We start from the raw sequence: 24,344 nt of genomic DNA, 5'->3' as shown, positions 1-24,344 counted from the left end.
GGGCAGCGGCCGACGGCGGTGCCGCGTGCGGCCCCGGTGTCCTCTGGCGACCCCCTTCCTCTCCGGCCGTGAAGCGCCGCGTCAAACCAGGGCAGTCGAGTCGCCCGGATCGCTGTCGGCGTCCGCGGCGGGTCATGCCCCCTCCTATCTGGAGCTTGTCGACCATGCGTAATCAGATCTTTCCCCGTCGCTCCGCTGTGGCTTGCGCGGTGTCGGCCGCCGTCGCCTCGTTCCTCGCCACTGCTTGTTCGCACGGCGAGGATACGGAGCAGGCGGTTTCCTCTTCCGCGACCGCGTCGACCGGGACCGACGCGGCGTCGGGGAACGCGGTCGAGGGATCGTCCAAGGTGATGCTTCCGCCTGTGCGCGCGGGCTTCGACTACCAGCTCGGCGGTCCCTACACCCCGCCGGCCGGGGTGTCCGTCGTCGTCCGTGACCACACGGCGCCGCCCGCACCGGGGCTCTACAACATCTGCTACGTCAACGCCTTCCAGGCCCAGCCGGGCGCGGAGAAGGAGTGGGATGCCGATCTGCTGCTCCGGGACAGGGCGGGCAAGGTCGTCATGGACAAGGACTGGGGGGAGGCCATGCTGGACGTTCACACCGACGCCAAGCGCAAGCGGATCGCGCGGAAGGTGAACGCCTGGATCGACGCATGCGCTGCCAAGGGCTACAAGGCCATCGATCCCGACAACTACGACAGCTACACACGCGTGCCCCACGGACTGCTCACCGCGAACGACGCGAAGGCGTTCCTGTCCCTGCTCGCCGCCCACGCGCACGCGCGGGGCCTGGCCATCGGTCAGAAGAACACGGCGGCGCTGGCTCCGTACCGCAAGCAGGTCGGTGTCGACTTCGCCGTGGTGGAGGAGTGCGGCCAGTACGACGAATGCGAGGACTACGCCGCCGCGTTCGGCAACCACATGATGGTGATCGAGTACACCGAGCAGGGCATGAAGAAGGCGTGCCGGGGCTGGGGCGACACGATCAGCATCGTCCGGCGGGACCTGGACCTCGTGCCCGTCGGCCACAAGGACTACCACCGGGAAACCTGCGGCGAGTCCTGACGCACCGGCATTCGCCGCCCGGCTCGATCCATGCCTGCCGGCCGCACTTCGGCAAGCGCCTGCGGGCCGACGCGTTCGCCATGACCGGGAACCATCACGGCGAACTGCCTGGCGAACGGCCCGTCGGCGTCCGGCACTTCGACCACCTGGTCGCCCTCGCCGACGGACACGGTGCCGGCCGCGTGGTGGGCGCGGGAACGAGGGCGCCGCGAACCCGCTGACTGCGACGGCAGTCTCCCCGGACTGAGCCTGACGCCCTCCTCATCCGCGGGCTGCGGCGACCGCCTCGTCGAAGGCCCGCTCCATGTCGATCGTGCCGCCGCTGCCCACCCAGCCGTCCGGGCGTAGGGGCCGCGGTCATCCCCCTCGACCCGAGCCTGCCCGCCGCGGGGCAGACCCTCGCCGAGGAGGTGGCGCGCCGCGGCCTGGAGGTGACCAGTGTCGTGAACAACGCCGGATTCGGTGCCTTCGGCCCGTTCCACACCGAGGACCCCAAGCGGCTCGGCCAGCAGGTCAGAGTCGACATCGCGGCGGTCGTCGACATCAGCCGGGCATTCATCGAGCCGCTGCGGACCGCCGGCGCCGGAATGTTGGTCAACGTCGCGAGCACGGCCGCGTACGTCCGCGTCCCGAACATGGCTGTCCACGCGGCGGCCAAGGCCTTCGTGCTGCACTTCACCGAGGCCTTGTGGCACGAATCCCGCGGGACCGGGCTGCGCGTGCTCGCGCTGTCGCCCGGTGCGACCAGCATCGAGTTCTTCGACGTCGTCGGCGCGGATGCGGCAGACGGCGGCAGCAAGCGCCGGTCCCCGCAGGATGTCGTTGCCACGGCACTGCGCACGCTCGACCGCCGCACGCCACCGCCGAGTGTCGTCTCCGGCCGCCTCAACCGCGCGATGGCGGCCCTGGCCCGCACGGCCGGCCGACGCCGCACGGTCCGGTTCATGGGATCCACGACCTCCGCCCGCCAGCCGGTGCCGTGACCGCGCACACCGACGGGCTGCCGCTCTGCGATGTCATCCGGCAGGGCAGTAACGCCGGTGAGGCCGGAGGCCACCCACGGTGGCGATCTTCGACGCGATCCGGTTCCGGTTGCTCGGAGGGCATCAAGTCGAGGTATCTGCCTGCGGATTCCCTTCCCCCGCCATGCTCAGCGGCTTCAACCGCAGTGGACGGCAGCCGGGGTCTTCAACGTGATCCACGACGAACGCGCCGCCCGGTCCGGCCCGCCATGAAGAAGTCCCCGTACGCGGTGGCCACCGTGATCGACAGCCGGTCTGTGCGGGCCGCGGAGACCGTCAGCCGGGCTTCTCAGAGCTTCGATGACACCTCGTCAATGAGCGGGCAACTCGAATCCGAGGGCGGCCAGGGCCTCCTCGGCGGCCTGCTGGTCCTGCTCGTAGCTGCCGCCTGAGATGCCGAGGCCGCCGACGCACCGGCCGTTCTCGATGATCGGGTAGCCGCCACCGACCGCCATCAGACGCGGGTGGCCGGACAGCGGTGCGATCTGCGGGTTGGCGAGATAGTCGTTCCACGCGTGCGTGGGGATGTGGAAGGCGGCCGCGGTCCACGCTTTGTCGAGGGCGACCTCGGCTGTGAGGAAGGGCGCGTCGTCGGCCCGGTCGAATGCCTTCAGATGTCCGCCCGGGTCGGTGACGGCGACGGCCGCCGCGAAACCGATCCGGGCGGCAGCCGTGTGCACGGCCGCTATGAGTGCGCCGGCGGCGGCTTGGGTGATCGAGGAGGCGGGGGACGACTTCTGGATGGTGTCTGTGCTCATGAACTTTCCTTTGTTGCTGGGCTGTGCTCGTCTGCTCTGTTGCTCTGTGCGGGTGGCGGAAAGCGGTCGGGGCCGCGTCAGCGCAGCGGTGAGGCGGGGGTGGGGACCACGCGGGTGACGACGGTCTTCTCCGGAATCAGCAAGTCGTGGACGACCGGGCCGATTTCGTTCCTCCAGCGGCCGTGGTCGTAGACCGCCGCGTACAGGGCCTTGCTGTGGGCCTCGTCCTCGAAGCGGCGGATCCAGATGTAGCCGTCCTCGTCCTGCTCGTCGACGAAGGAGGCGGTCACGTCCATGCCCAGCGAGGTCTGGAAGGGGATGACGGTGTCCTCCATGTAGCGGACCCACTCCTCGCGGCGTCCGGGCTGTGCCTGGTAGCGGCGGATCTCGTAGTACACGGTGCTCTCCAAAGTGCGTGCTGGAATCGTCAGTTGGCGACGGTGAGGACGAGCTTGCCGCGGGTGCGGCCGGCCTCGCCGCGGGCGTGGGCCGCGCCGGCCTGCTCCAGCGGGAAGGTCTCCTCCACCTCTACGGCGACGTGGCCGGCGTCGATCAGGTCGGCGATCGTCGTCAGGGCCGCACCGTCCGGCTCGACCAGGAACGGGGTGACCCGCACGCCGGCCGCCTCGGCAGCCTGGGCCAACTCGGGAGAGACGCCGGCCGGGATGGCGACCAGCAGGCCGCCGGGGCGCAGGACCTTCAGCGAGCGGGTGCTGGTGCTGTCGTGGGCGTCGCCCACCAGGTCGATGACGACGTCGACGTCGTCGGCGGCGTCCTCGAAGCGGGTGGTGGTGTAGTCGAGAGTCTCGTCGGCCCCGAGTTCCTTGAGCCAGGGGTGGCGGGCGGCACTGGCGGTGGCGATCACGTGGGCGCCCAGGTGCCGGGCGAACTGGACCGCGAAGTGACCGACCCCGCCGGCCGCGGCGGTGACCAGGACGCGCCGGCCCGCCCGCACGTGGGCGGTGTCGACCACGGCCTGCCAGGCGGTCAGCGCCGCCAGCGGCACGGCGGCGGCGTGCACATGGTCGAGGGTGGCGGGCTTGCGGGCGAACTGCCGGGCCGGCGCGGTCACGTACTCGGCGTAGGCGTTCGCCGCGCGCGGGAACCACGGCATGCCGTACACCTCGTCGCCGGCCTTCAGCGTGGTCACACCGAAGCCGACCTCCTCCACCACCCCGGACACGTCCCAGCCCAGGGTGAACGGCGGCTCACCCAGCACCCCGGCCATGCCGGTCCCGCCGCGGGTCTTCCAGTCCACCGGGTTGATCCCCGCCGCGTGCACCCGCACCAGCACCTCGGTGGGCAGCGGCACCGGGCGCGGCACCTGCTGGACCCGCAGCACCTCCGGACCGCCGAAACCGTCCTGGACCACCGCGCGCATCATGTCTGCGGACATGCGTCATCTCCTGAGAAGGCAACCTGAAAAGGGCATCATGCGGGGGCCGTTGGCGGCTCTCCCGCTGACGTCGACGACGCTATCCCCGGGGATATGGTTACCTTCAAGGTCTAGTACTTCCCATTGGGAAGTGACCTGGTGAGGAGAGGGAGCGAGCATGACGACCACCTGCCCCAGCGGCCAGCACGCGCACCACGACGTCTACGCCGCCCAGTGCCCCTGCCGTGCCCTGCTCGACCTGCTCGCCAACAAGTGGTCCGCGCTGGCCATCGGCGCCCTCGAGGACGGGCCCCAGCGCTTCGGAGAGCTCCAGCGCAGGCTCCAGGGCGTCAGCCCCAAGGTCCTCACGCAGACGCTGCGCCGCCTGGAGGACTTCGGCATCCTCGACCGCACGGTCTACCCCGCCGTCCCCCTGCACGTCGAGTACGCCCTCACCCCCCTCGGCCAGAGCGCCGCGATCCCGCTCAACGCGCTCCGCGCCTGGGTCGAGGAGAACATCGACCACGCCTTCCGGCCCGAGCCGGCCGCGCCATAGCGAGGCCGCGCCCGTACAGTCCGCGGCGTCGGCCGGCACCCACCACGTTGCCGAGGGCGGGCTCCGCGAAACTGCTCATGACAGGCGTGCGGTGGTGCGGTCGAGATCGCTGCGGCGAAGCCGGTCGAGCACGGACGGGCGACCGATGCCGACCGGCGTGGGCCGAGCGATCTCGACCCGAGGTCACGCCTGGACCTCCTCGACCGACGAGATCGCCGCGGCGGGTGTCGGCACCGTCTGGACGGTGAGGTCCTCGCTGACGTCGTCGAGGGCGAGCCCGTTGGGCTCCCGTACCAGGAAGGTCGTCGCGATGCCTGCCAGGAAGCAGCAGGAGGCGATCAGTGTCACGACGCGGAGGCCTCCGTCGGCCAGGACGAGCGGCACGATGAGCGCTCCGGCGAACGCGCCGACCTTCGCGATCCCGGAGGACAGGCCGTGGAAGGTGCTGCGGACCGGGGTCGGGTAGGACTCCGCTCCGAGGAGCATGGTCGTGTAGTTGGTGAACCTGGGCCGGGGGTTGAGGTCGCGCGGCCCTGTTCATGGGATCCATGAACGCCGCCTCTGCCTCTTTGATCAGATGGCTCGGCGTGTTGCTGTGCTCAGCGGGACGCCTGACCGACGGCGAGCGGGCGGCACCGGAGTCAAGACTGCACAGTCCTGCTCAGGTGCCTTCGGGATCCAGCTCGAACGTGAAGTAGATGCTCAGGCAGTAGGGCTCGGGCTCGTCGTGGAGGAAATCCCATGACACGTCCGACAGCCGGATTTGTTGGTCCTGCACCCACTCATGGGCCTTCTTGAAGGCCTCCGCGGCGGTTGTGGCGAGGAACAGCTTCCTGGCCATGGCATGCACTCCGGTCTCCGCGTCCGAGTCGTCAAAACCCTCCGGAACGTCCAGGCAGAAGTCGGGATGCAGCACCATGAAGTGCGCCCCTTTCCAGTCGGTTTGCCAGTACGAACAGTACGAATGGACAGAGGCTGATCCTCTGGGCTCGACGCCTGGTAAGACCGCCGCACACCCGGGAAGGGTTGCTTCCGCCGGCCGCGCGGCCAGGTGACGCGATGGGGCGTGACCGTCACCCGGCCGGCCGTGGTCAGCCTTGGTCGGCCGGTTCCTGAGGCGTGTGCGAGCAGAGGATTCTGCCGGCGAAGTCCCCCAGGCGTGCCCGCATCTCCCCGATCTGGAGTGGCGCGTCGAGGCGCCCTGCGGTGAGATCGACCGGGCGAGCGGTCAGCGCACACCGTCCCACAGGGCTCGCAGGTGCTCGCGAGGGGCGCGGACGAGGGTGGGCGTTGCGCCGAAGAGGCGGACGGTGCGGTCGGGTACGTGGTAGGCGGGCCAGCCGGGGTCGCCGGTGGTGGCGAAGGCGACCCAGGCGGCGTGCATGCTGTCGGCGATGTGCTGCGGAGGCGTGTCGCCGAGGAGTGCCGCGAAGCCGGGGTCGGCCAGGTTGTCGAAGACGAACGGGACGTCGGCCGCATGACAGGCACCGAGGTCTCCACCGAGGACCGGGGACGGCCAGGCGAACTCGTAGACGAACGCGCGGGCGCCCCGGCCTGCCCGGGCCTCGGCCAGCCGCAGGGCGGGGACCCGGTAGAACCAGTCCGTGGCGATCTCCGCGAACAGGTCGCCCGGACTCGCGTCGGGGAAGGCCGCGCGGTAGACGAGCACCCCCTGTGGCGGCAGACCATAGGCCGCTGCCGTGCTGTCCAGGAGGTCGTCGGTCACCAGCCGGGCCAGCCCGGTGGGCACGGTGAACAGCCGGAACTCGTCCCGGGTGCAGCCCACCAGCACATCGACGTCCGCGGCCGTACCGTCCGTGATCGCCTCGATGGGCGGGCGCGGCAGGGTGCTGCTGTCGACGACGGGTTCGAAGGGCATCAGATTGAGGGCCGCCTCACCCCACAGTGCCGGGTCCGGGCGCGCCGAGATCTCCGCGCGCAGTCGCTGCTGCGCGGCCAGCAGCCGCTGCAGCGGTACGGCGGCGAAGTCCGCACGGGTGGGCGGCACCCCGAGCAGGGCGGCCAGCCGTCTCCCGACCCGTGCCGCGGAACCGGGGGACAGCACGTGATGGGCCGCTCCGCTCTGCAGTACGGCGCGGTGGAAGAGGCCCTTGGCCGCGGGCATGGCGAGAAGCGCGCCGATGCTCATGGCCCCGGCCGACTGGCCGAAGACGGTGACGCGGTCGGGATCGCCGCCGAAGGAGGCGATGTTGTCGCGCACCCATTCCAGGGCGGCGATCTGGTCCAGCAGACCGAGGTTGGCCGGGGCGGTGTCCTCGGGGCCGAGGTGGAGGAAACCGTGCGCGCCCAGGCGGTAGTTCAGCGTCACCAGCACCACGCCATCGCGGGCGAACGCGGCGCCGTCGTAACCGGGGACGGAGCCCGAGCCGTTGCTGAACGCGCCGCCGTGGAGCCAGACCATGACGGGCAGCCGTCCTGCGGGGTCGGCGGTCCAGACGTTGAGGTTGAGGAAGTCCTCGCCCGGGATGTCTACCTCGGGGATGAGACGGTCCATCGGTGGGGGGTACGGGGCCTTGGGCGCGGTGGGGCCGTGGATGCCGGCGTCGCGCGTCCCGTCCCATGCGGCCGGCGGGCGGGGCGGGGCGAAGCGGAGCGGTCCGGTCGGGGCCGCGGCGTACGGGATGTTCTTGAAGCAGGCGATGCCGTCCGGACCGGTGGTGCCGCGGACGGCACCGTGCCGGGTGCCGAGGACTGGTCTCACGGTCGCTCCTGGGCTCGAGGGGCGGACGGGGCGAACGCTCAGCGGTGGACGCCGGCCATGCGCAGCGCGAACTGCGCGTACTGGTCGGCGACTTGTTCGCGGGTACGGTCGAGGGCGGGCCCGAACCACTGGGCGACCTGCACTCCGAGGCCGCCGATCGCGGTCACCGCCATCACCGGGTCGTCGAGGCTGAACTCGCCTGATTCCACGCCGAGTTCGAGGACATCGGCAAGCATACGGCGGCACCGTTCGCGCAGTTCGAGCGAAGGCTCGGCGAGATCGGGGGCGAGGGCGTGCAGTTCGCTGTTGGTGACGACGGCCAGCAGCGGATAGTCGGTGTGGAGCAGCACGTGGGCGCGGACCAGGGCGGCCAGCTGCCGGCCGGCACTGTCGTCCCGGGTGGCGTCCGCGGCCTCGGTGAGGCGGGCCAGCATCTCCTCGTGGCCGATGCGGACCAACGCGGCGAGCACGTGCCCTTTGGAGGGATAGTGCGCGTACAGAGTCGCGGAGTTGATGCCGACGATGCCCGCGATCTGCCGGATCGAGGCGCCGGCGAAGCCGGACTCGGCGAACAGTTCCAGGCCCGCCTGCAGGATCCGCCCGCGCGTACCGGCCGGCGTCACCCCATCGGGCAGGACGGCGCCCATCGCCACGACCCGGCGGGGCTCCCAGGCGGGAAGTTCCACTGCTACTCCTGCGAGTTCCAATACTCCTGCGAGTTCCAACCAATCGATTGGTTGACACCCTAGCGCAGAAGCCGGAAGGTAGCTCGCAACGAAGCTGAAACAACCAATCGATTGGTTGGCAATCTGACCGAACTGTCCGACCGGCAGCCGAGCGTGACACCCGAGGGACCTTCCGGTGACCAGCCCCGCCCCGCATCCCGCAGCAACCGTCCGACGGCTTGTCCGGCGGGACGCCCAAGGGCTCCAGGACCGGCCGCCGTTCCGTCGCCTCGGGCCCGCCCGCACCGGCGGCACCGTCCTTCACCCACACGGAGTGTGCACAATGAGGTTCCGCTCCCTGCGCAGAGCCGTCCGCGCCGTTGCTGTGCTCGGCACCGCGGCGACCCTGTCCACCCTCGGCCTTTCCGCTCCCGCCGAGGCCGCCGCCCCACCGCTGCCGAGCCTGGACATCACCGGCACCTACGTCACCGGCGTCTCCTCCGGCGGCTTCATGGCCACCCAGCTCCAGGTCGCCTACTCCGGCACCTTCGACGGTGCCGGAATCGTCGCCGCCGGTCCGTACGACTGCGGCCAGGGCAAGGTCGTCGACCTTGTCACCTGTGATCTCGGCCTCGGCGTCGGCCAACTGGAGCAGCAGGCCACCGACTGGGCGGCCCAGGGGCGCATCGACCCGGTCTCCAACCTGGCGGGCAAGCCGGTCTACACCTACCACGGCTACCTCGACCCGGTCGTCAACCCGCTCGTCTCCCGGGCCGGTGTCGACTTCTACGAGCACTTCGGCGCCCACGTCACGTACCACAACTGGGATCCGGCCGGGCACTCCTGGCCCACGCCCGACGGCGTCGTCCCCTGTGCACTCACCCTGCCCCCGTTCCTGAACAACTGCCATGACGACCCGCAGCGCGAGATGCTCACCACCTGGCTGGGCACGGTCAATCCGCGGAACACCGGCACTCCGCAGGGCTCGCTCACCCATTTCGACCAGAACGCCTACGTCCCCGGTGGCTCCGCCCGCGCCGTGTCCATGGACGACACCGGCCAGCTGTACGTCCCGCCCAACTGCGCCCAGGGCGCGCCCTGCAAGCTGGTGGTCGCCCTGCACGGCTGCCTGTCCGCCCAGCAACTCCTCGGCACCGCCTTCGCCGAGAGGGGCAACCTCGATACCTACGCCGACACCAACGACCTCGTCGTCCTCTACCCGCAGGCGGTTTCCAGCGTCTGGCCCCTCAACCCGCAAGGCTGCTGGGACTGGTTCGGCTACACCGGCTCCGACTTCGCGGTCAGAAGCGCCCCCCAGATGACCGCCATCGTCGACATGGTCCACGCCCTCGGCGGCTGATCGGCGCGCATGCTCGCCGATCCCTTCGGTTCCACGGTCCGGTCGTGGTCACCGATCGGCTGACCGCCGCTTCCGAACGTCCATGGTCGCGGCCGACGCGCCAAGCGGGATCACGGAGACCACCGTGACTCCCGCGCATCGGCCGGTCCGTCCGGAACACTCGCGATGCGCACGCGCCGACGACACCGCCCGCTCGAGCACCCATCGCCGCGCTGCTGCCGCAGCGACCCGAGTTTGCTGCGACCCACCCGCTGGGCTGCCACCGACGCCGGATCAGCGACCGGATCGTCTTCGACAGGCTGCTCCAATTCCTTCCGGGGCCGCCGGCACGAGTGGATACGCCTGGGGATGTTCGCCCGGCTGAGGCAGATGTCGCTCGACGCCTACGACCGCATCGTCGGTCTCGTCCTGGACCAGATCGCCGTGGACGGCGCCATCAGCAAGGCCCCAGGCGGCGGTGAAGCGGCCGGTGGCTCGCCGGTCGACCGGGGCAAGCAAGGCATGAAGCGGTCGGGCGTGACCGACGGCTACGGCATCCCACTCGGCCGCGTCCTGCTCGGCGCCAACTGCCACGACTCGCCGCTCCTGGCACCAACTCTGGGCCTACTGACCGAACTTGGGCCACTACCGGACGAGATCACCGTGCACCTCGACTCCGGATACGATTCGGCGAAGTCACGCACCCTGCTCGGCGAGCGCGGGCCGCACGGCCGGATCGCCCGCAAGGGGACGGCCTTCCACCGGATCGCACGCCGCCACGAACGGCAGATCCGCGTCATCGAGGCGTTCTTCGACCTCGCCGACACGATCATCATCATCCGTAGCCTGATCCGCCGGGCCCGGACCACCCACCGCTGGGACACACGCCCACAACGCCCACCATGACCAGCCGCCCGCCTGCGCGGCCCCCGAGACCAAAGACCGGCGGGGGCTCGCCGTCCGCTACGGCGGCACGTCCGTAGGTGTAGGCGTCGGTGCCCAGCAGCAGACGCAGCGGGGGTTCGTCGAGGTCGGCGACGGTGAGTACGACCTTGGCGACCTTGGCGGGGTCGCCGTTCGCTGGGAACGTCACGCCACGACCGGCAGCGGACGCAAAAGGCGACGGAGAGGCCGGCAGTGGAAGCGGCCCATGAGCGCGTCGTATCAGCCACGCCACTCGCAGAGCCCCACTCCAGTGCGCCGGGCAGACCGCGGCGACCGGACAGGGAACGACGGTGCGCGACAACGGTGTCAGCAAGCGCCGTACTCGGCCGGGCCCTTCTCTCTGCTCCGGTCCAGCTGGTCCAGTTCTCCCGGCCCTTGTGGCGGTGCTCAGGGCACGAGGCCTTCTATCGCCACGGGAAGGTGCCGGGGGCCACGCAGCACCGCGTTGGCGCGGTACGGCGGCGGGTCCTCCAGCAGTCCGGAGAACTTGACCCGGCGGAACAATTCGGGGATGGCCGCGTGGAGTTCGATGCGGGCGAGCGGGGCGCCGAAGCAGTAGTGGATGCCGGTGTACATGCCCAGGTGCTCGTTGTCCTTGCGGTCGGGGTCGAACCGGTCGGGGTCCCGGAAGCGTTGGGGGTCGCGGTTGGCCGCGGCCAGCATGAGCCAGACCGGCGAGCCGGCCGGGATCGTGGTGCCGGCGACCTCGATATCGGCCAGGGCGGTGGTGAATGGGATGAACTGGACCGGGGACTCGTACCGCAGCACCTCCTCGATGAGCGGGACGGCCAGCTTCGGCTCCTTCTGGAACCGGTGGAGGACGTCGGGGTGGCGCAGCAGGGTGAGGGTCGTGTTGCTGATGGCGTTGACGGTGGTCTCGTGGCCGGCGACCAGGAGCAGCACCGCGGTGGCCTCCAGGTCGGCCGGTGTCATGTCGGGGGCGAGCGCGCTGAGTATCCCGGGGCCGAGGTGACGGCGTTTGGTCTCGATCAGATCGGCCAGGTAGGCGCCCAGCTCCTGGCGGGCCCGCTGTCCCTTTTCCTGGCCGCCGTCGTCGCCGGGGTGGGGATCGAGGGACGAGGCCAGGGCATCGGCCCAGCCGTGGAAGCGCGGTTCGTCCTCGCGCGGGACGCCGAGGACCTTGCAGATGGCGGTGACGGGGAGGGGGTAGGAGAAGTCCTCGACGATGTCGACCTGGTCCTTGCCTTCGAAGGCGTCGAGCAGCTCGGTGACCACCTTGGCCAGCTCTCCGCGCAGGCCGTCGAGGAACCTGGGGCTGTGCGGGGGACCGAACGGCCGGTTGATGGTGTCGCGCAGCCGGTCGTGCACGGGCGGGTCGGTGAAGATGAAGCTGGGCGGCAGACCGGTCTCCGGATCCGGTTGCCCGACGCGGGCGTAGCCGGACGGGCGGTTGCTCGTGTCGTTGCTCAGCCGCGGGTCGTTGGCCAGGCTCCGCACCTCGTGGTAGGTGCTGACCAGGTAGGAGCCGTCGTCCTCCCGCCTGACCGGTTGCTTGCGCAGTTCCGCGTAGAGCGGGTACGGATCGGCCCGATTGGCGTAGTCGGTGATCTGCGCGACGAGCGTGCCGGACGTCATGGTGACTCCTGAGGGCTCCGGGCGGTACAGGGCGATGGTCAGACATGCGCCGGAACGAACGCGACACGCCGCTCGCTCGGCGAGTGACCCGTCAGCGTGACCGTGGCCCCATGGGTGGGCAGATGGGGGTCAGGGAAGGCCGGGTCGACCGGCTGCAGCGTCTCGGTCCGGCGGTCGACCGTGCGGTACTGCGGCGGGAACGGCGCGCCGGACGCGATCTGCTGCTCGTAGAACCCCAGCCACTTGGCTCCGTCGAAGGACGCCGCGGCGATGACGCGGCCGCGGTACCCGTACACCGCAACGAACCGCTCCTCGGCGAGCGACCCCTGGGCGACCACCAGTTGGTCGCCCAGCGAGGGGACACCCACCGACTTGATGTTGACACCGAACTGGGAGGACCAGAACATCGGCAGCCACAGGTGCGGACGGCGATCCGGACCCGCACAGATCATGTTGTGGGCGGCGATCTCGGCCTGCTCGACCGCGTTGCCCCAGTGCTCCAGCGCCAGGAACTGGTAGTCGAACAGCGGGTGCGGGCTGCGGGCCACGTCCCCTGCGGCGTAGATGTCGTCGGTGACGATGCCGTTGACGTCGAACACCCGGCACCCGGCGTCGCACGCGATCCCCCGGGGACCCGCGGCCACCCCCGAGCCGGCGAGCCATTCCGTGTTCCGCATGGCACCGAGCGAGACGACCGCCACCTCAACGTCGACCGCCGAACCGTCGGACAGATGGGCGCGCCTGAGCCGTCCCACATCGTCGCCCTCCAGGGCGGTGACGCTGACGCCGCAGCGCAGGTCGACCCCGTGCTCCCGCTGCAGCCTGTCCGCGACCGCGCCGATCACTCCGCCGAGCGCGCCCACCAGCGGCGCCGGGCCGCGTTCGGCGACCGTGACATCGAGGCCCAGCTCGCGGCAGGCGGAGGCGACCTCCGAGCCCGTGAAACCGGCGCCGATCACCAGCACCCTGGACACGCCCCCGGTCAGCTTCCGGCGCAGGCGTGCGGAGTCGTCGCGCGTACGCAGCACGAACACTCCGTCCAGCGCGGCCTCTTCCGGGTGGAACCAGGGCCGCGCCCTGGTCCCGGTCGTGATCAGCAGGCGGTCGTAGGGGACGGTTTCGCCGTTCGTCAGGCGTACCTGCTTGGCGGCCCGGTCGAGGCTCTCGGCCGCGATACCCAGACGCCATTCCGCGTCGATGTCGCGCCGCCGCGGCAGCGCGGTGTCCTCGGGCCGGGCGCGCCCGAGCAGTGCCTGCTTGGACAGCGGCGGCCGGTCGTAGGGCTCGTACGGCTCGTCGCCGATCATGGTCAGCGATCCGGTGAAGCCCTGCTCGCGCAGGGTCTCCGCCGCGCGCAGACCGGCCAGCGAGGCACCGACCACGACGATGCGACCCTGACGCCGCAGGACCTGGACGTCCGTGTCAGCCGACATGGGGCTCGACCCGCTTCGTCGGCTCGTCGGAGTAGTCGACCAGGATGGCCTGGACCGGGCAGGCGGCAGCGGCCTTCTCCACCCGGTCACGTTGTGCCTCGTCGAAGCGAGGCGAGAACAGCAGCGCTTCTTCCCCGTGGAGGGAGAAGACGTCCGGGGCGAGAAAGACGCACTGTGCGAATCCCTGGCACCGGTTGAGATCGACGACAAGCCTCATCAGGAACCCGCTCCCTGCACGGGCCGCGGTCGCCGCCGGGCCCGCAGCCGTCTGCGCTCGGTCCATACGGTGGTCGGCATGCCTCTTTCAGGATGGGCCCGTGCGCAGGGCGCTCGCAAGGCGAAGGCTGCCGGGCACGCCGATGCGTACCCGACCGGCCAACCGCAAGGGAGACGGGGCGCTGTCGGCCGCCTGAACGCCGGACGGACGGGCAGGGGCGCGACTCGGGCGGCCGTAGGCGCTGGCTCCCCTCCGGCCGCCGCGACGCCCTTCACATCTGGCCTGGCTCCGGTCCCGATGGCCCGCCTCGTCGAGGTGGACGTTCGCAAGCACCAGCCCGACCCCGGCGGAAGCAGCCGGTGGCGGGCGGGCTTGCCGGGTCCGCAGTCTGAGTGGGGCGGTTCCGCGGGAACTCCGGACGGGCGCCGAACGATCCCTGTCGGGACAAACCGGCCGCTACTGGGGTCGGGCTGTGGTTACGGGCGGCAGGGTCTGCTCGGCCCAGACGGACTTGCCGTCGAGCGTGTAGCGGACGCCCCAGTTCTGTGCGAGTTGGGCGATGATGAACAAGCCGCGCCCGCCTTCGTCGATCGTCTTCGCGTGGCGCAGCCGTGGCGCGAGGGAATTGCTGTCGTGGACCTCGCAGGTGAGGGTGCGGTCCTTGATGAGCTGCAACCGGACAGGCGGGGTGCCGTAGCGGATGGCGTTGGTGACCAGTTCGCTGACGATCATTTCGGTGGTGTAGGCGGTCTCCTCATCGACTCCCCAAAGGATGAGCTGGTGGCGGACGTGGGTACGCGCCGCGGCAACGGCTTGGGGGTGGTGGTCGAGATGCCACGTGGCGAGCTGGTCGGCGGGGAACGGGTGGGCGCGGGCGAGGAGGAGGATGACGTCGCCGTGGCAGGTGTCGTTCCGCAGCCGGTAGAGCACGTCATCGCACAGATCCTGCAGTGGCCGCTCAGGGTGGGCCAGGACCCGTTGGAGGGTGTCCGGTGACGGGGAGGTGTGCAGCAGTGACGCGGTGTAGAAGGCGAGGACGCTGCCGTCGGCGACGGAGATTGTGGTGGCGGCGAAGGGGGGTCCCTCGGCGGTGCCCAGGGGAGGTCCGGCGGGCAGGTCGGGCATCTCGGTGGTCCCGTCGGGATGGGCGATGACGGGTGGAGGATGGCCGGCCAGGGCGATGGTGCAGGTCTGGGCGAGCGGGTCGTGGACCGCGTACACGCAGCTTGCCGTGAGTGGCACGGGCTCGCCGGGCGGCAGGGCTGCGCGTTCCTCGGCGAGACTGATGGCGGTGTCGTTCAGGCGGGCGAGGAGCTCGTCGGGCTCCAGGTCGAGAGCGGCCAGGGAGCGGGCGGCAGTCCCTAGCTGTCCCATGGTGGTGGCCGCGTGGAGGCCTTGGCCGGCGACTTCGCCGACCACCAGTGCAGTGCGGGCGCCGGACAGGTCGAAGGTGTCGAACCCGCTGCCTCCCCCCACCTCGGACGGCACGTGCAGGTGCGCGGTTTCCACGGTGGTCCGCGTGTCAGGGTGGGACAGCAGCAGGTGACGCTGGACCGTCAGAGCGATGGTGTGTTCGCGGGTGTAGCGACGGGCGTTGTCGATGCACAGCGCGGTGTGAGCGGCCACCGCGCGGGCGAGGGTGACGTCGTCCTTGTCGTACGCGTCGACACGGTTGGTGCGGTACAGGCTCAGCAGTCCCAGCACGGTTCCGCGCAGCGTCAAAGGTGCGGTGATGAGAAGGCGGGCACCAGATGCGCGGATCGCCTCGGCGCGTGGCGGGTCCGCTGCCAGCCAGGGCGTGTCGGGTGTCAGGGCGACGAGGCGGGGTTTGAGGTCGGTCAGCGTCTGGGCGTAGGGCGTGGGGGCTGGCAGAGCGCGCACGTCGCCCACCGGATGGGCCCCGATCTGCTCCTCGCCGCCGCTGTGACCGAAGGCGGCACGGCGCAGTGGCACCTCCGGTCCCAGAGGGCATGGGGGAGGTTCCTCGCCGCGTACCACGGCGTCCACCACTTCCACCACGGCGATGTCGGCGAGGTCCGGCACCACTGCCTGCACCAGTTCCTGGCAGGTGGCCACCACGTTGAGGGTGCGCCCCACGTGCTCGCGCACCGAGCTGAGGACACGTATGCGGGCGCCCACCTTTTCGCGTTCGGTGACATCGAGCATCTGCGTCAGCACCCCCCAGATCCTCCCCTGCGAGTCCTCCAGCCGAAATGCTGAGACGGAGAACAGGTACTCCGGCCCCGGTGCACCCTTCGGACGCACCGCCACGAGGCGCCCCCCTTCGGGGGTGCCGCTCTCCAGCACGCTGTGCAGCATCGCCTCCACCTCACCAGGTGCGGAAAGGTCGTACACGTCGGTGACGTGTCGGCCCACGATCTGTTCACCAGGCGCCTCGTGCAGAGCCGGCCTGGTGAGGTTGATCCGCAGGATGCGCAGCTCCGTATCCAAGATCAACAGGCCTGTGGGCGACTGGTGGAACAGAGCCTCCAGTACTGCAGCGCCCTCGCCCGGCGAGACGGCTTCGTTTTGGGCCACGGCAACCCACCTCCACGATCCAGCCTGCACCTGGCCCCTGTACGCCGCTCCCCGTCTCGCGAGACGTCTCGGACGTGGCGCCCCAGCGCGCTCGCCGCACCGCGGCCGAGGCACTGCCCGGTGCCCGGTTCGACATGCGGCACGCCGCGTGCCAACAGCGCGATCGCCTGTGCCGCGTGGCGCGCCCGGTCCGCGGGCAGGGCCGTCGGCCGCACGAGGTGTCCCTGGCGGGCGGCGATCAGTAGCACGGCGACCGCCAGGGCCGAGGTGTCCGAGACGTCGGGTCGTTCGGCGGCGCGACGCACCCGCGCCCTCGCCGCGCTCACACGCGCGCCGAGCGCGGCGGCTCCGGCACATTCCTCCTCGACAGGCTGCAGCGCTTCGGGGCCGAGCGACTCCGCTCACTCCCAGGGCGGCCGCTCACGGAAGGCCGCGCCGACGCGACGGAGCACCTCGTCCTGCACCATGCCATGGGACTGCCCACCGCCACATGGCACAACGCGGTCGTCGGACAGCTCCAGCCGCCGCGCGACGGCGAGTTCGAACAGCGCTGCCCCGACGACGGCGCGTCCGGCTTCGGGCCGGGACCGCCAAGGCCAGGATCCGTCCTCACCCGTACCGCACCGCACAGGACGAGCAGGAGAGGCGCCGACGTCACCCGGTGTTCCCCTCCTCCAGCGCCGCGGCGAGGGCCCCGACGCCCGTGAACAGGTGGCCGCGCATGCCGACCCGGCGGGCGGCCTGAACGTTGTCGGAGCGGTCGTCCACGAACAGGATCTCCTCGGCGGGCAGCCCGAGTTCACGGCTGCACCACTCGTAGGCGGCCGGTTCCGGTTTGGCGCTGCCGATCCGGCAGGACAGTCCGACCACGCTGAAATGGCCGAGCCACTTTTGGGTGTCCTCGTAGTGGGCGGCGAGTTCTTCCGGGATGTTGGAGAGGAGTCCGAGACGCGTTCCACCGTCGGCCAGCTCGGCCAGAAAGTCCACGCTCTCCTGGTCCACCTCGCTCCAGCCGGCCAGGTCGGCGGCGATCAGATCCTCGACCTGCCGGCCGGTGAAGGGCATGCCGAGGCGTTCACCCACGCGCTGCCAGTAGGCGGAGCCCAGGATGTCACCGCGGTCGTACGAGTGACGCAGTGACCAGTAGGCGTCCCAGAAACGCTTTCCGCTCACACCTGCTGTTCGTTCGATCGCGGCTTGTGACTCCGGGGACTGGACTCGGGCCAGGACTCCGAACATGTCGAACAGGACGGCTTTCACGCCTGTACCTCCGAAGGGCTTGTGGTCTCGGCTGAGCCGGGGCTCGATGCGGGCAGCCCGTCGGGATCGGGGGCATTGCGGCGCAGCCAGAAGCCGAGCAACAGGCAGCTGCCGGCCAGGGCGAACAGGACGACCGGGAGCGCCTTGACGTCCAGACCGTCGATCACCACACCGAGCAGGGGCGGGAAGGCGACGCCGCCGATCATCGACGCGGCCATCACATAGGCGCCGGCCGCGGCGACGCTCGGCACCGCCCGGTTCAGCCAGGGCAGACACGTGGGGAAGATCGGCGCGATGGCGAGGCCCACCCCGAAGTAGGCGTAGGGCGCCACCGAGGGAAGTGTCGCCAGCAGCAGGAATCCCGCCATGCCCGCGCAGCACGCGGTGAGGATCGCTGGTGCCGAGAAGCGCAGGCAGAGCGGGACCACGACGAAGCGGCCGATGGTCATGGCGGCCCAGTACGCCGACGTGGCGGTGGCGGCGGTAGCGGCGGCATAGCCCACGGTCTCCAGATGGGTGGGCTCCCATCCGCCGACTCCGGTCTCGATGGCCACGTGCAGCACGTAGACGCCGATGAACGCGGCGATGATCGGCGCGACGCGCGCACCCGTGCCGGCAGCGGCCTCGGCGACGGGCCGGGGTTCCCGGGAGGGCACGCCGCGGAGTGTGAACAGAATGAGCACACAGACGGCGGCGACGCCCAGGAAGATGCCCGGGTAGCGCTCGGCACCGAGCCATCCCACCAGGGCGGGCCCCGCGATCGCACCCACGCCGAAGTGGCCGTTGAGCAGGTTGAGCATCGCGGTGCTGCGACGGCCGAAGGCCATGGCGAACAACTGGTTGAGACCGTAGTCGACACCGCCGAAGCCGAGGCCGATGACCAAGGTGCCGACCAGGGCCAGGGGCCAGTCGGGCGCGAGGGCGAAGCCTACCGCTCCGATCGCCATGAGCAGGTAGGAGGCGCCGAGCAGTATCCGATGGCCCAGTCGCGCGCGCAGCAGGTGGTAGAGGAGCACGCCGACCACCGCGGCAGCGAAGTGTCCACTCAGGCTGAGTCCGGCCACGGCCGGGCTGATGCCGTAGTCCTTGCGCAACGCAGGGATCGCGGGCCCGTACAGGGCCTGAAGGGCTCCGATCACCACGAATGCCACGCAGGAGGCGACGATCGCCACGGTCGTGAGCGGTGGTCGCGAGGCCCCGGGCGGATCTGCTCTTCGGGCTGTGGACATCGAACTCCTCAAGGGACGACTGGTGAACGCACATCCGACCCACCAGAAAAGTGCAGTTCACATGAGATCAGCACGCCAACACTCTCATACTTTATGACCACTTGAACAGGATAGGTGTTCGCAAAGCGCCATCCCGCTGGCCCGGCCGATACCATCGCTGGCGTGAACGTGATGGAGAGACACAACTTCGTGATCGAGCTGCTCATGCGGGAGAACCGCGCCACCGTGGCGGACCTCGCCCGGGAGACGGGCGCCTCGGAAATGACGATCCGCCGGGACCTGGAGCTGCTGGAGTCGCGCGGTGCCCTGCGCAGGGTGCGCGGCGGCGCGGTGAGCAACCTGCCGGGCGGGGTGGAACCGCCGTACGCGATCCGCGCCATGTCGGGCATGGAGACGAAGGAGCGACTCGCGCGCAAGGTGCTGTCGCTGCTGACGGACGGCGAGACGATCGCCCTGGACACCGGTACGACCCTGGTGGCCGTCGCGAAGGCCATGGAGCACCGGCAGTTCACCGTCACCCCGCTGTCGCTGCACGCCGCCTTCGCCCTGTCCTCGTACCCCGGCATCCAGTTGCTGCTGCCCGGCGGCCAGGTCCGGTCCGGAGAGCTCTCCTTCTACGGCCACACGCCCACCGAGACCTTCAAAGACCTGTGCTTCGACACCTTCGTGCTGGGCTGCTGCGGGGTGGACCCGGCCCGCGGAGCCACCGCGTACAACCTCGACGACGTCCGGGTGAAACGGGCGGCTCTCGATTCGGCTCAGCGGGTCATCCTGGTGGCCACGGCCGAGAAGCTCGGGCGCACGGCGCTCGGGCGCGTCTGCTCACTGGAAGAGATCGCCCTGGTCGTCACGGACGCGGCACCGGACAACCCGGTCGTGGAGACGATGCGGGAGCGCGGCGTACAGGTGGTCCATGCGCAGCCCTGAGCTGCCCGGGTCGTACGTCACGGCCTGCCGCTATCAGCTCAGACAGTCGATGTTGCTGCGACCGATTGAATCTGGGCAACACACATCGTTCAAGCTCGCCCCACCTGACCGGTGTGCGCATCCCTCCCGGCGCTCCGCAGTTCCTCGTCCGTCATCGCGTCGATGTCTGGCACCTGGTCCGGGGCGGCCGGCTCCTGCCTCGCGCAACGCCTTTCGTTTCGGCTGCCCACCGCCCGGCTCGAAGGCCATCAAGGAGGGGCTGCGCCCCGATCCGCAGACGCTGGGGGATGACTCCCATCGTCGGCGCATCCTTGGCAGACGTTCCGGCCCGGTCGCCGGGCATACCCCGCAGGACCGGCCGCAACCGCCGTACCGTATCCGTAAGGCTGGTTCCCCCCAGCACGGCGACCGGGCGGGACCAACCGCGTGCTAGGGGGTACGGCACTGGGCGTGGCCGGCCTGATCAACCACCCGACCGGCGGTGACACCGAACGGTCGGCGATTCCCACGGGGCCCTGGCAACGGCCGCACCAGTCACGCCATGCCGGCCCTGGGACTCCGCGTCCCCGAACCTGCCACGGATTCGCGGGAGTTCTAGGCGGCGAACGCGTTGACGCCGGTGAGCTCCGCCGACACCTCCCACAGCCGAGCCGCCTGCTCCGGGTCGATCGCCCAGTCCTTCACCCCAAAGCGCTCGGCGTCGTCCTCCGGCGCGGGCTCGGCGATGTCGCAGTCCTCCAGGTAGACGCCACCCAGCCCGTCCAGCTGCGGCGAGGTCGCAGCCCACACCTGGGTGGCCGCACCCTGCGGCGGGGTCTTGAAACCCTCGGGGTTGAGCACGTTGCCGTCCTCGTCGATCCAGCCGCGCTCGATCATCTCCTCCTTGGGCAGGTGCCGTTGGAGCGGGGTGATGATGCCGCCGGGGTGCAGGGCGAAGGCCCGGACACCGGCATCGCGGCCGAGCTTGTCGAGCTGCACGGCGAACAGGACGTTGGCGGTCTTGGCCTGACCGTAGGCCTCCCACTTGTCATAGCCCTGCCGCCAGTGGATGTCGTCCCAGCGGATGCCGGAGAAGTGGTGCCCGCGAGAGGAGACGGAGACGACCCGGGCGCCGCCCGGCGCGATCGCGGGCCACAGACGGTTGACGAGAGCGAAGTGACCGAGGTGGTTGGTGGCGAACTGGGCCTCCCAGCCGGGCCCCACCCGTGTCTCCGGGCATGCCATGATCCCGGCGCTGTCGATCACCATGTCGATGGTCCGTCCGGAGGCGAGGAACCGCTCGGAGAAACCGCGCACGCTGTCCAGGTCGCCGAGGTCCAACTCGTCCAGCTCGACTCCCGAGATGCCGGACAGCGCCTGTTCGGCCGTGGCCGGGCGGCGGGCGGGCACGACCACCTGGGCCCCGGCCTTGGCGAGCGCCCGGGTGGTCTCCAGGCCGATCCCCGAGTAGCCGCCTGTGACGAGGGCAAGCTTTCCGGTCAGGTCGATGCCCTCCAGGACGTCGTCGGCGGTGCTGGTGGCGCCGAAACCGGATCCGATCTTGTGCTGTGCAGTGCTCATACCCGGAACGCTACGAATTCGAGGGCACTCGAAGTCAAGCGGCGCCCTGAGCCTCCGCAGGAAGAGAGTTCATGCCGCAGACGGCCTGTCCCTGGGCGAGTACGCCCACGTGCGTCGAACGGATGCGAGGAGACCCGGAACAGGCTCACGCGCTTCAGCCCGGACCCCTTCCCGGACAGCGAGCGCGCTCCGGTTCGCGATGTGCTCCGTTGCCGACCTGGCGGCATCACCGCACGATTGTCCTCCCCTGCACCCGGCAGAGCAGTGACGATGGCTCCCCGGCACGATGCCCCCTTCGCGGTCCGCCCCGAGCCGATCCGGCTGACCTCTCTTCAGCGTGCGCCGACCAGGGATTCAGCCTCCCGCTCGTTCAAGGTTCGGCAATGACTGGCGCGGCCGTTGAACCGACCGGGAGCACGGCACGTACCGCGATGGGATCCGTCGTGCGGGGCGATCCGGTTGCTCGTCCTCCGCCACGCCCAGAAGGGTCCGCACTGTCATGACCGTCGTGCGCCCGCGCGACCGTGGGCCACTCCCCACGGAAGGACGCACAGTGAGGAGCACCGCAGTGGCCCGCAAGGACCTGACACAGTCGTCGCGTACTGCGCGGCGGGAGCACGCCCGGCACCGGAAGCTGTCGAAGGTGTCACTCGCGCTGATCGGCGGCCCCGTGATTCTCGCCGTCGTCGCGGGGTCGGTGTTCGCGGCGGAAGTCCGTGCCCAGCACCACCCGCAAAAAAGCCGGGCAACCGCCGCGCAGTCCGACGCGGCGGCCCGCAAACCCGATCCCAACTGCACGCTGCTGGTGCCGGACAATCCGCTCAGCGCCCGCGGCCTGGCCACGCCGTACAGACTCGTCGCGACCGACCCGGCGCAGGGACCCTGCCACGAGGCCAACCCCGACCAGTCGGCGTTCGTGGAAGCCGCGATCGTCACCCCGAACGGCAAGCTGACCCTCTACCACCCGTTGGTGATCGACAAGGGGACGAAGCCGGCCGCGCCCACCGCCCGGCCCTCGGTGCCGCGCGGCTCGACCGTGGGTATCTGGTTCGGTTTCAACAGCGCCGAGCTGACCTTGCGGGCAAGCGGACGTCGGGACGGTCCGGCCCGGGGCCAGTGTGTCAACGGCCTGCCGGGATCGGTCTTCGGCCAGTTCGCGTACTGCAATGCGCCGGCCTTCTTCCGGGCCGCCAACGCCCAGATCGCCAAGGGGCACCTCAGGATTCCGGCACTCGGGAGAGCCAAGGACGGCCTGCCCTGCCCGACCACGCGGGACTTCTCCGTCGTGGACCAGGACGGAAGCGACAACGTGGTGACCCACTACCTCGCCGACGCGCACGGCCGTATCGCCCAGAACAACGCCGCGAGCAGGGCCGCGCTCAAGGATGCCGCCCGGCTGACCAACCGCGGCGACCGGCACCACCGGCACAACGGCGGGGCCAGGTCGGCGACCACCCGCGCCCCCAAGGATCTGGCCAACGGCAGCGACAACCTGTTGCTGACCCAGTTCATGGACCCTGCCCTTGGCTGCAAGCCCTTCACCGCGCCCGACCAGTCGGGCGACGGCCGTGCCACGTCCGCCCTCGCGCTGGACGAACTGTCCGCCGCGGCACACCAGAAGGCGCCGATCGCGCTGGTCCCGCGGAACGACCCGATGACGCTCGTCGACGGCCGTAGCAGCGTCGCGAAGACCAACGCGTACCGCACCGGAGTCGACATGCCCGCGGTCGGTGCCGGCGCCGACGGTGACGGAGCGGGCTTCTGCACCACCCTCTTCCGCGATCCGGCCGGCATCCAGCGCGTCTTCAAGGACAAGCCGCTCTTCGAGAAGGCGCCCTCGCCGGACCCGGCCATGGCGCCGAACCTCTTCGGTTTCCTCGCGGCACGGGCCAACCAGACGTTCACGAACCTGGGCTGCGATCATCTGCTCGGCGCCGCCGACCCCATCGTCCTCACCACGAACGCGGACGGAGTGGTCACCGACGCCGTGTTGACAGTGCTCGGCCGGACGCCTCCCTCGGCCGGCACCTCCCCGTCCACGTCGCCGAGCACACCGTCTGCGTCACCGAGCACCCCGTCGGCCGGCAGGGGCGCAGCTCCGACCGCCACCAACCAGGCCACCGCGCCGACCAGCGCCTCCGCCCCCCCCGTCCCCGGCAACACAGCAGCCTCAAGGCCACCGCTACGGCTCCCCGACAGCCACGGCGGCTCTCGCGTCCCCCGGCCGCACAGCTCTCGACGGTGCTTCCCTGCACCCAGCACTCCGGTACACCCAACGCCCTCTACACCCGACGGAGTAGTCACGACGGCTCCCCAGCACGATGACCCCGGGTGTGCCATGGACGAGGCCGTGGGCTGCGACGGCTGAACTTCGCCGAGCCGGAGACGGAGAGCGAGCCGGAGGCGGGGCCTCCCTCCGGCGTCCACTCCGCCGTCAGCTCCTGCCGAGCGCGCGCACCGGCCACGCCGCTCCCGGCCGCGGCGGCGTCTGCGACGCGCCGCGCCGCCTGTCCCGCGTGAAAACCCGAGTGCCCATACAGAGCTGGAGCAGCTTCTTCGTCACCCCAGCGACGCTGCTGCGCCGGCACCGAGAGCTGATCGCCGGCAAGTGGACCTATCCCCACAAGAGCCCCGGTCGGCCGCCGATATGATCATCTCAATTGACTGATCGGCTCATTGGTGCAGGTGAGCCAGGCCCCCTTCACTCCCGGGGTAGGGGCGTTCACGGGGCAGCAGTTGCCGTGCGGCGTTCAAGTCTCCGTTCTCCACGTCAACGTGGATGGTGTGGGCGAGTGACGTGATGTCGGTGATGGAGACGGTTCACTCATCGGCGTAGAGGCGTGAGGCGTGTTTCAGAGCCCACGCGAAGCCTTCACGGGAGATCTCGACGGCGAGGTGCACGCCTTGCGCAGTGTCCGGTCCGTTTCGAAGAGAGTTCGGTTTCTCGCGACGGACGCCACCTGCCTCCTCGTAGAGCAGACGAAGGCACCACCTGTACCGCTGCGCACCACCGCCCTTGGTCCGACTCGCGAACCCACGAGGTACCTGTGGCTCTCCTCTCGACGCTCCGTCTTCACCACCCCCTGCGGTCGCGGGGGCGTCTCGCCGTCGGGTTGCTGGCACTCATCGCCGGAA

General features: G+C 70.4%; 21 protein-coding genes and 2 pseudogenes. 8 read left to right on the top strand and 15 right to left on the bottom strand.

Translation table 11 applies throughout. The annotated features are described in order from the left end of the window. The first annotated feature begins 164 nt into the window (after positions 1 to 164). The 3 genes from ABT288_RS19495 (at position 165) to ABT288_RS19485 (ending at position 2,050) form a co-directional block, all read left to right on the top strand. Positions 165 to 1,067: an endo alpha-1,4 polygalactosaminidase gene (locus ABT288_RS19495; protein ID WP_351609059.1), complete on the top strand. Its 903-nt coding sequence runs from the start codon at positions 165 to 167 to the stop codon at positions 1,065 to 1,067. Between the two features lie 80 nt (positions 1,068 to 1,147). Continuing rightward, positions 1,148 to 1,288: a hypothetical protein gene (locus tag ABT288_RS19490; RefSeq protein ID WP_351609056.1), complete on the top strand. Its 141-nt coding sequence runs from the start codon at positions 1,148 to 1,150 to the stop codon at positions 1,286 to 1,288. Next, positions 1,289 to 2,050 carry an SDR family NAD(P)-dependent oxidoreductase gene (locus ABT288_RS19485; protein ID WP_351609134.1) on the top strand — a complete coding sequence of 254 codons (762 nt, stop codon included), beginning with the start codon at positions 1,289 to 1,291 and terminating at the stop codon, positions 2,048 to 2,050. It abuts the gene before it with no gap. A 350-nt stretch (positions 2,051 to 2,400) separates the two neighbouring features. Here the strand turns inward: ABT288_RS19485 and ABT288_RS19480 are convergent, their stop codons facing one another. The 3 genes from ABT288_RS19480 to ABT288_RS19470 form a co-directional block, all read right to left on the bottom strand. Continuing rightward, entirely contained in the window at positions 2,401 to 2,847 is a 447-nt protein-coding gene (locus ABT288_RS19480) for a GlcG/HbpS family heme-binding protein (protein WP_351609053.1), read from the bottom strand. 77 nt (positions 2,848 to 2,924) lie between these two features. Next, on the bottom strand, positions 2,925 to 3,245 hold the full coding sequence (locus ABT288_RS19475) for an NIPSNAP family protein (protein ID WP_351609050.1): 321 nt from the start codon (positions 3,243 to 3,245) through the stop codon (positions 2,925 to 2,927). A 29-nt stretch (positions 3,246 to 3,274) separates the two neighbouring features. Further along, positions 3,275 to 4,243, bottom strand: a complete 969-nt coding sequence (locus ABT288_RS19470; RefSeq protein ID WP_351609047.1) for an NADP-dependent oxidoreductase — start codon at positions 4,241 to 4,243, stop codon at positions 3,275 to 3,277. A gap of 157 nt (positions 4,244 to 4,400) precedes the next feature. Here ABT288_RS19470 and ABT288_RS19465 point away from each other — a divergent pair, with 157 nt between their 5' ends. After that, positions 4,401 to 4,778 carry a winged helix-turn-helix transcriptional regulator gene (locus ABT288_RS19465; protein WP_351609044.1) on the top strand — a complete coding sequence of 126 codons (378 nt, stop codon included), beginning with the start codon at positions 4,401 to 4,403 and terminating at the stop codon, positions 4,776 to 4,778. 183 nt (positions 4,779 to 4,961) lie between these two features. On the opposite strand, the gene ABT288_RS19460 is transcribed toward ABT288_RS19465, so the two are convergent. From ABT288_RS19460 to ABT288_RS19445, 4 genes are all read right to left on the bottom strand, one after another. Then, entirely contained in the window at positions 4,962 to 5,264 is a 303-nt protein-coding gene (locus tag ABT288_RS19460) for a hypothetical protein (RefSeq protein WP_351609041.1), read from the bottom strand. A 175-nt stretch (positions 5,265 to 5,439) separates the two neighbouring features. Continuing rightward, complete coding sequence (locus tag ABT288_RS19455) at positions 5,440 to 5,697, bottom strand: hypothetical protein (protein ID WP_351609038.1); 258 nt, start codon at positions 5,695 to 5,697, stop codon at positions 5,440 to 5,442. Positions 5,698 to 6,006: 309 nt separating this feature from the next. Beyond that, the gene (locus ABT288_RS19450; RefSeq protein WP_351609035.1) at positions 6,007 to 7,500 is read right to left on the bottom strand and encodes a carboxylesterase/lipase family protein; all 1,494 of its coding nucleotides are present in this window, start codon (positions 7,498 to 7,500) and stop codon (positions 6,007 to 6,009) included. Positions 7,501 to 7,538: 38 nt separating this feature from the next. Then, positions 7,539 to 8,186 carry a TetR/AcrR family transcriptional regulator gene (locus tag ABT288_RS19445; RefSeq protein ID WP_351609032.1) on the bottom strand — a complete coding sequence of 216 codons (648 nt, stop codon included), beginning with the start codon at positions 8,184 to 8,186 and terminating at the stop codon, positions 7,539 to 7,541. Positions 8,187 to 8,508: 322 nt separating this feature from the next. Between ABT288_RS19445 and ABT288_RS19440 the strand changes: the two genes are divergently transcribed. Continuing rightward, positions 8,509 to 9,525: an extracellular catalytic domain type 2 short-chain-length polyhydroxyalkanoate depolymerase gene (locus ABT288_RS19440; RefSeq protein WP_351609029.1), complete on the top strand. Its 1,017-nt coding sequence runs from the start codon at positions 8,509 to 8,511 to the stop codon at positions 9,523 to 9,525. 203 nt (positions 9,526 to 9,728) lie between these two features. Beyond that, positions 9,729 to 10,410 (top strand): annotated as a pseudogene (locus ABT288_RS19435) (transposase family protein). Between the two features lie 426 nt (positions 10,411 to 10,836). On the opposite strand, the gene ABT288_RS19430 reads toward ABT288_RS19435, so the two are convergent. The 6 genes from ABT288_RS19430 to ABT288_RS19405 form a co-directional block, all read right to left on the bottom strand. Further along, entirely contained in the window at positions 10,837 to 12,045 is a 1,209-nt protein-coding gene (locus ABT288_RS19430) for a cytochrome P450 (RefSeq protein ID WP_351609026.1), read from the bottom strand. Positions 12,046 to 12,083: 38 nt separating this feature from the next. Beyond that, positions 12,084 to 13,478, bottom strand: coding sequence for an NAD(P)/FAD-dependent oxidoreductase (locus ABT288_RS19425; protein WP_351609023.1), 1,395 nt, complete (start codon positions 13,476 to 13,478; stop codon positions 12,084 to 12,086). Beyond that, on the bottom strand, positions 13,468 to 13,695 hold the full coding sequence (locus ABT288_RS19420) for a ferredoxin (protein ID WP_053659297.1): 228 nt from the start codon (positions 13,693 to 13,695) through the stop codon (positions 13,468 to 13,470). Before ABT288_RS19420 ends, ABT288_RS19425 begins: the two co-directional genes overlap by 11 nt. 456 nt (positions 13,696 to 14,151) lie before the next feature. Then, positions 14,152 to 16,233, bottom strand: a complete 2,082-nt coding sequence (locus tag ABT288_RS19415; RefSeq protein ID WP_351609020.1) for a SpoIIE family protein phosphatase — start codon at positions 16,231 to 16,233, stop codon at positions 14,152 to 14,154. Positions 16,234 to 16,887: 654 nt separating this feature from the next. Next, a complete protein-coding gene (locus tag ABT288_RS19410) occupies positions 16,888 to 17,493 on the bottom strand; it encodes an HAD family hydrolase (RefSeq protein WP_351609017.1) in 606 nt (201 codons plus the stop codon). Continuing rightward, the gene (locus ABT288_RS19405; protein ID WP_351609015.1) at positions 17,490 to 18,722 is read right to left on the bottom strand and encodes an MFS transporter; all 1,233 of its coding nucleotides are present in this window, start codon (positions 18,720 to 18,722) and stop codon (positions 17,490 to 17,492) included. The genes ABT288_RS19410 and ABT288_RS19405 overlap by 4 nt, the downstream gene beginning before the upstream one ends. Positions 18,723 to 18,893: 171 nt before the next feature. Between ABT288_RS19405 and ABT288_RS19400 the strand changes: the two genes are divergently transcribed. Then, on the top strand, positions 18,894 to 19,649 hold the full coding sequence (locus tag ABT288_RS19400) for a DeoR/GlpR family DNA-binding transcription regulator (protein ID WP_351609132.1): 756 nt from the start codon (positions 18,894 to 18,896) through the stop codon (positions 19,647 to 19,649). Positions 19,650 to 20,243: 594 nt separating this feature from the next. Here the strand turns inward: ABT288_RS19400 and ABT288_RS19395 are convergent. Further along, on the bottom strand, positions 20,244 to 21,209 hold the full coding sequence (locus ABT288_RS19395; protein ID WP_351609012.1) for an SDR family NAD(P)-dependent oxidoreductase: 966 nt from the start codon (positions 21,207 to 21,209) through the stop codon (positions 20,244 to 20,246). 553 nt (positions 21,210 to 21,762) lie between these two features. On the opposite strand from ABT288_RS19395, the gene ABT288_RS19390 reads away from it, so the two are divergent. After that, positions 21,763 to 23,577, top strand: a complete 1,815-nt coding sequence (locus ABT288_RS19390; RefSeq protein WP_351609009.1) for a hypothetical protein — start codon at positions 21,763 to 21,765, stop codon at positions 23,575 to 23,577. A gap of 305 nt (positions 23,578 to 23,882) precedes the next feature. Here ABT288_RS19390 and ABT288_RS19385 read toward each other — a convergent pair. Continuing rightward, positions 23,883 to 24,131, bottom strand: a pseudogene (locus ABT288_RS19385) (DUF4291 family protein); the annotation flags it as partial. Positions 24,132 to 24,344: the final 213 nt, after the last annotated feature.

The sequence above is a fragment of the Streptomyces sp. NPDC001093 genome (assembly GCF_040298985.1).
GTDB lineage: Bacteria > Actinomycetota > Actinomycetes > Streptomycetales > Streptomycetaceae > Streptomyces.
Note: the sequence above shows the minus strand (reverse complement) of the source record. Positions and strands in the feature narration are given on the sequence as shown.

Bases quoted from the DNA above. Each gene is read 5' to 3' on its own strand.
- ABT288_RS19495 (WP_351609059.1), top strand. From the start codon at position 165: ATGCGTAATCAGATCTTTCCCCGTCGCTCCGCTGTGGCTTGCGCGGTG.
- ABT288_RS19490 (WP_351609056.1), top strand. From the start codon at position 1,148: ATGACCGGGAACCATCACGGCGAACTGCCTGGCGAACGGCCCGTCGGC.
- ABT288_RS19480 (WP_351609053.1), bottom strand. From the start codon at position 2,847: ATGAGCACAGACACCATCCAGAAGTCGTCCCCCGCCTCCTCGATCACC.
- ABT288_RS19470 (WP_351609047.1), bottom strand. From the start codon at position 4,243: ATGTCCGCAGACATGATGCGCGCGGTGGTCCAGGACGGTTTCGGCGGT.
- ABT288_RS19465 (WP_351609044.1), top strand. From the start codon at position 4,401: ATGACGACCACCTGCCCCAGCGGCCAGCACGCGCACCACGACGTCTAC.
- ABT288_RS19460 (WP_351609041.1), bottom strand. From the start codon at position 5,264: ATGCTCCTCGGAGCGGAGTCCTACCCGACCCCGGTCCGCAGCACCTTC.
- ABT288_RS19455 (WP_351609038.1), bottom strand. From the start codon at position 5,697: ATGGTGCTGCATCCCGACTTCTGCCTGGACGTTCCGGAGGGTTTTGAC.
- ABT288_RS19440 (WP_351609029.1), top strand. From the start codon at position 8,509: ATGAGGTTCCGCTCCCTGCGCAGAGCCGTCCGCGCCGTTGCTGTGCTC.
- ABT288_RS19430 (WP_351609026.1), bottom strand. From the start codon at position 12,045: ATGACGTCCGGCACGCTCGTCGCGCAGATCACCGACTACGCCAATCGG.
- ABT288_RS19425 (WP_351609023.1), bottom strand. From the start codon at position 13,478: ATGTCGGCTGACACGGACGTCCAGGTCCTGCGGCGTCAGGGTCGCATC.
- ABT288_RS19420 (WP_053659297.1), bottom strand. From the start codon at position 13,695: ATGAGGCTTGTCGTCGATCTCAACCGGTGCCAGGGATTCGCACAGTGC.
- ABT288_RS19405 (WP_351609015.1), bottom strand. From the start codon at position 18,722: ATGTCCACAGCCCGAAGAGCAGATCCGCCCGGGGCCTCGCGACCACCG.
- ABT288_RS19400 (WP_351609132.1), top strand. From the start codon at position 18,894: ATGGAGAGACACAACTTCGTGATCGAGCTGCTCATGCGGGAGAACCGC.
- ABT288_RS19395 (WP_351609012.1), bottom strand. From the start codon at position 21,209: ATGAGCACTGCACAGCACAAGATCGGATCCGGTTTCGGCGCCACCAGC.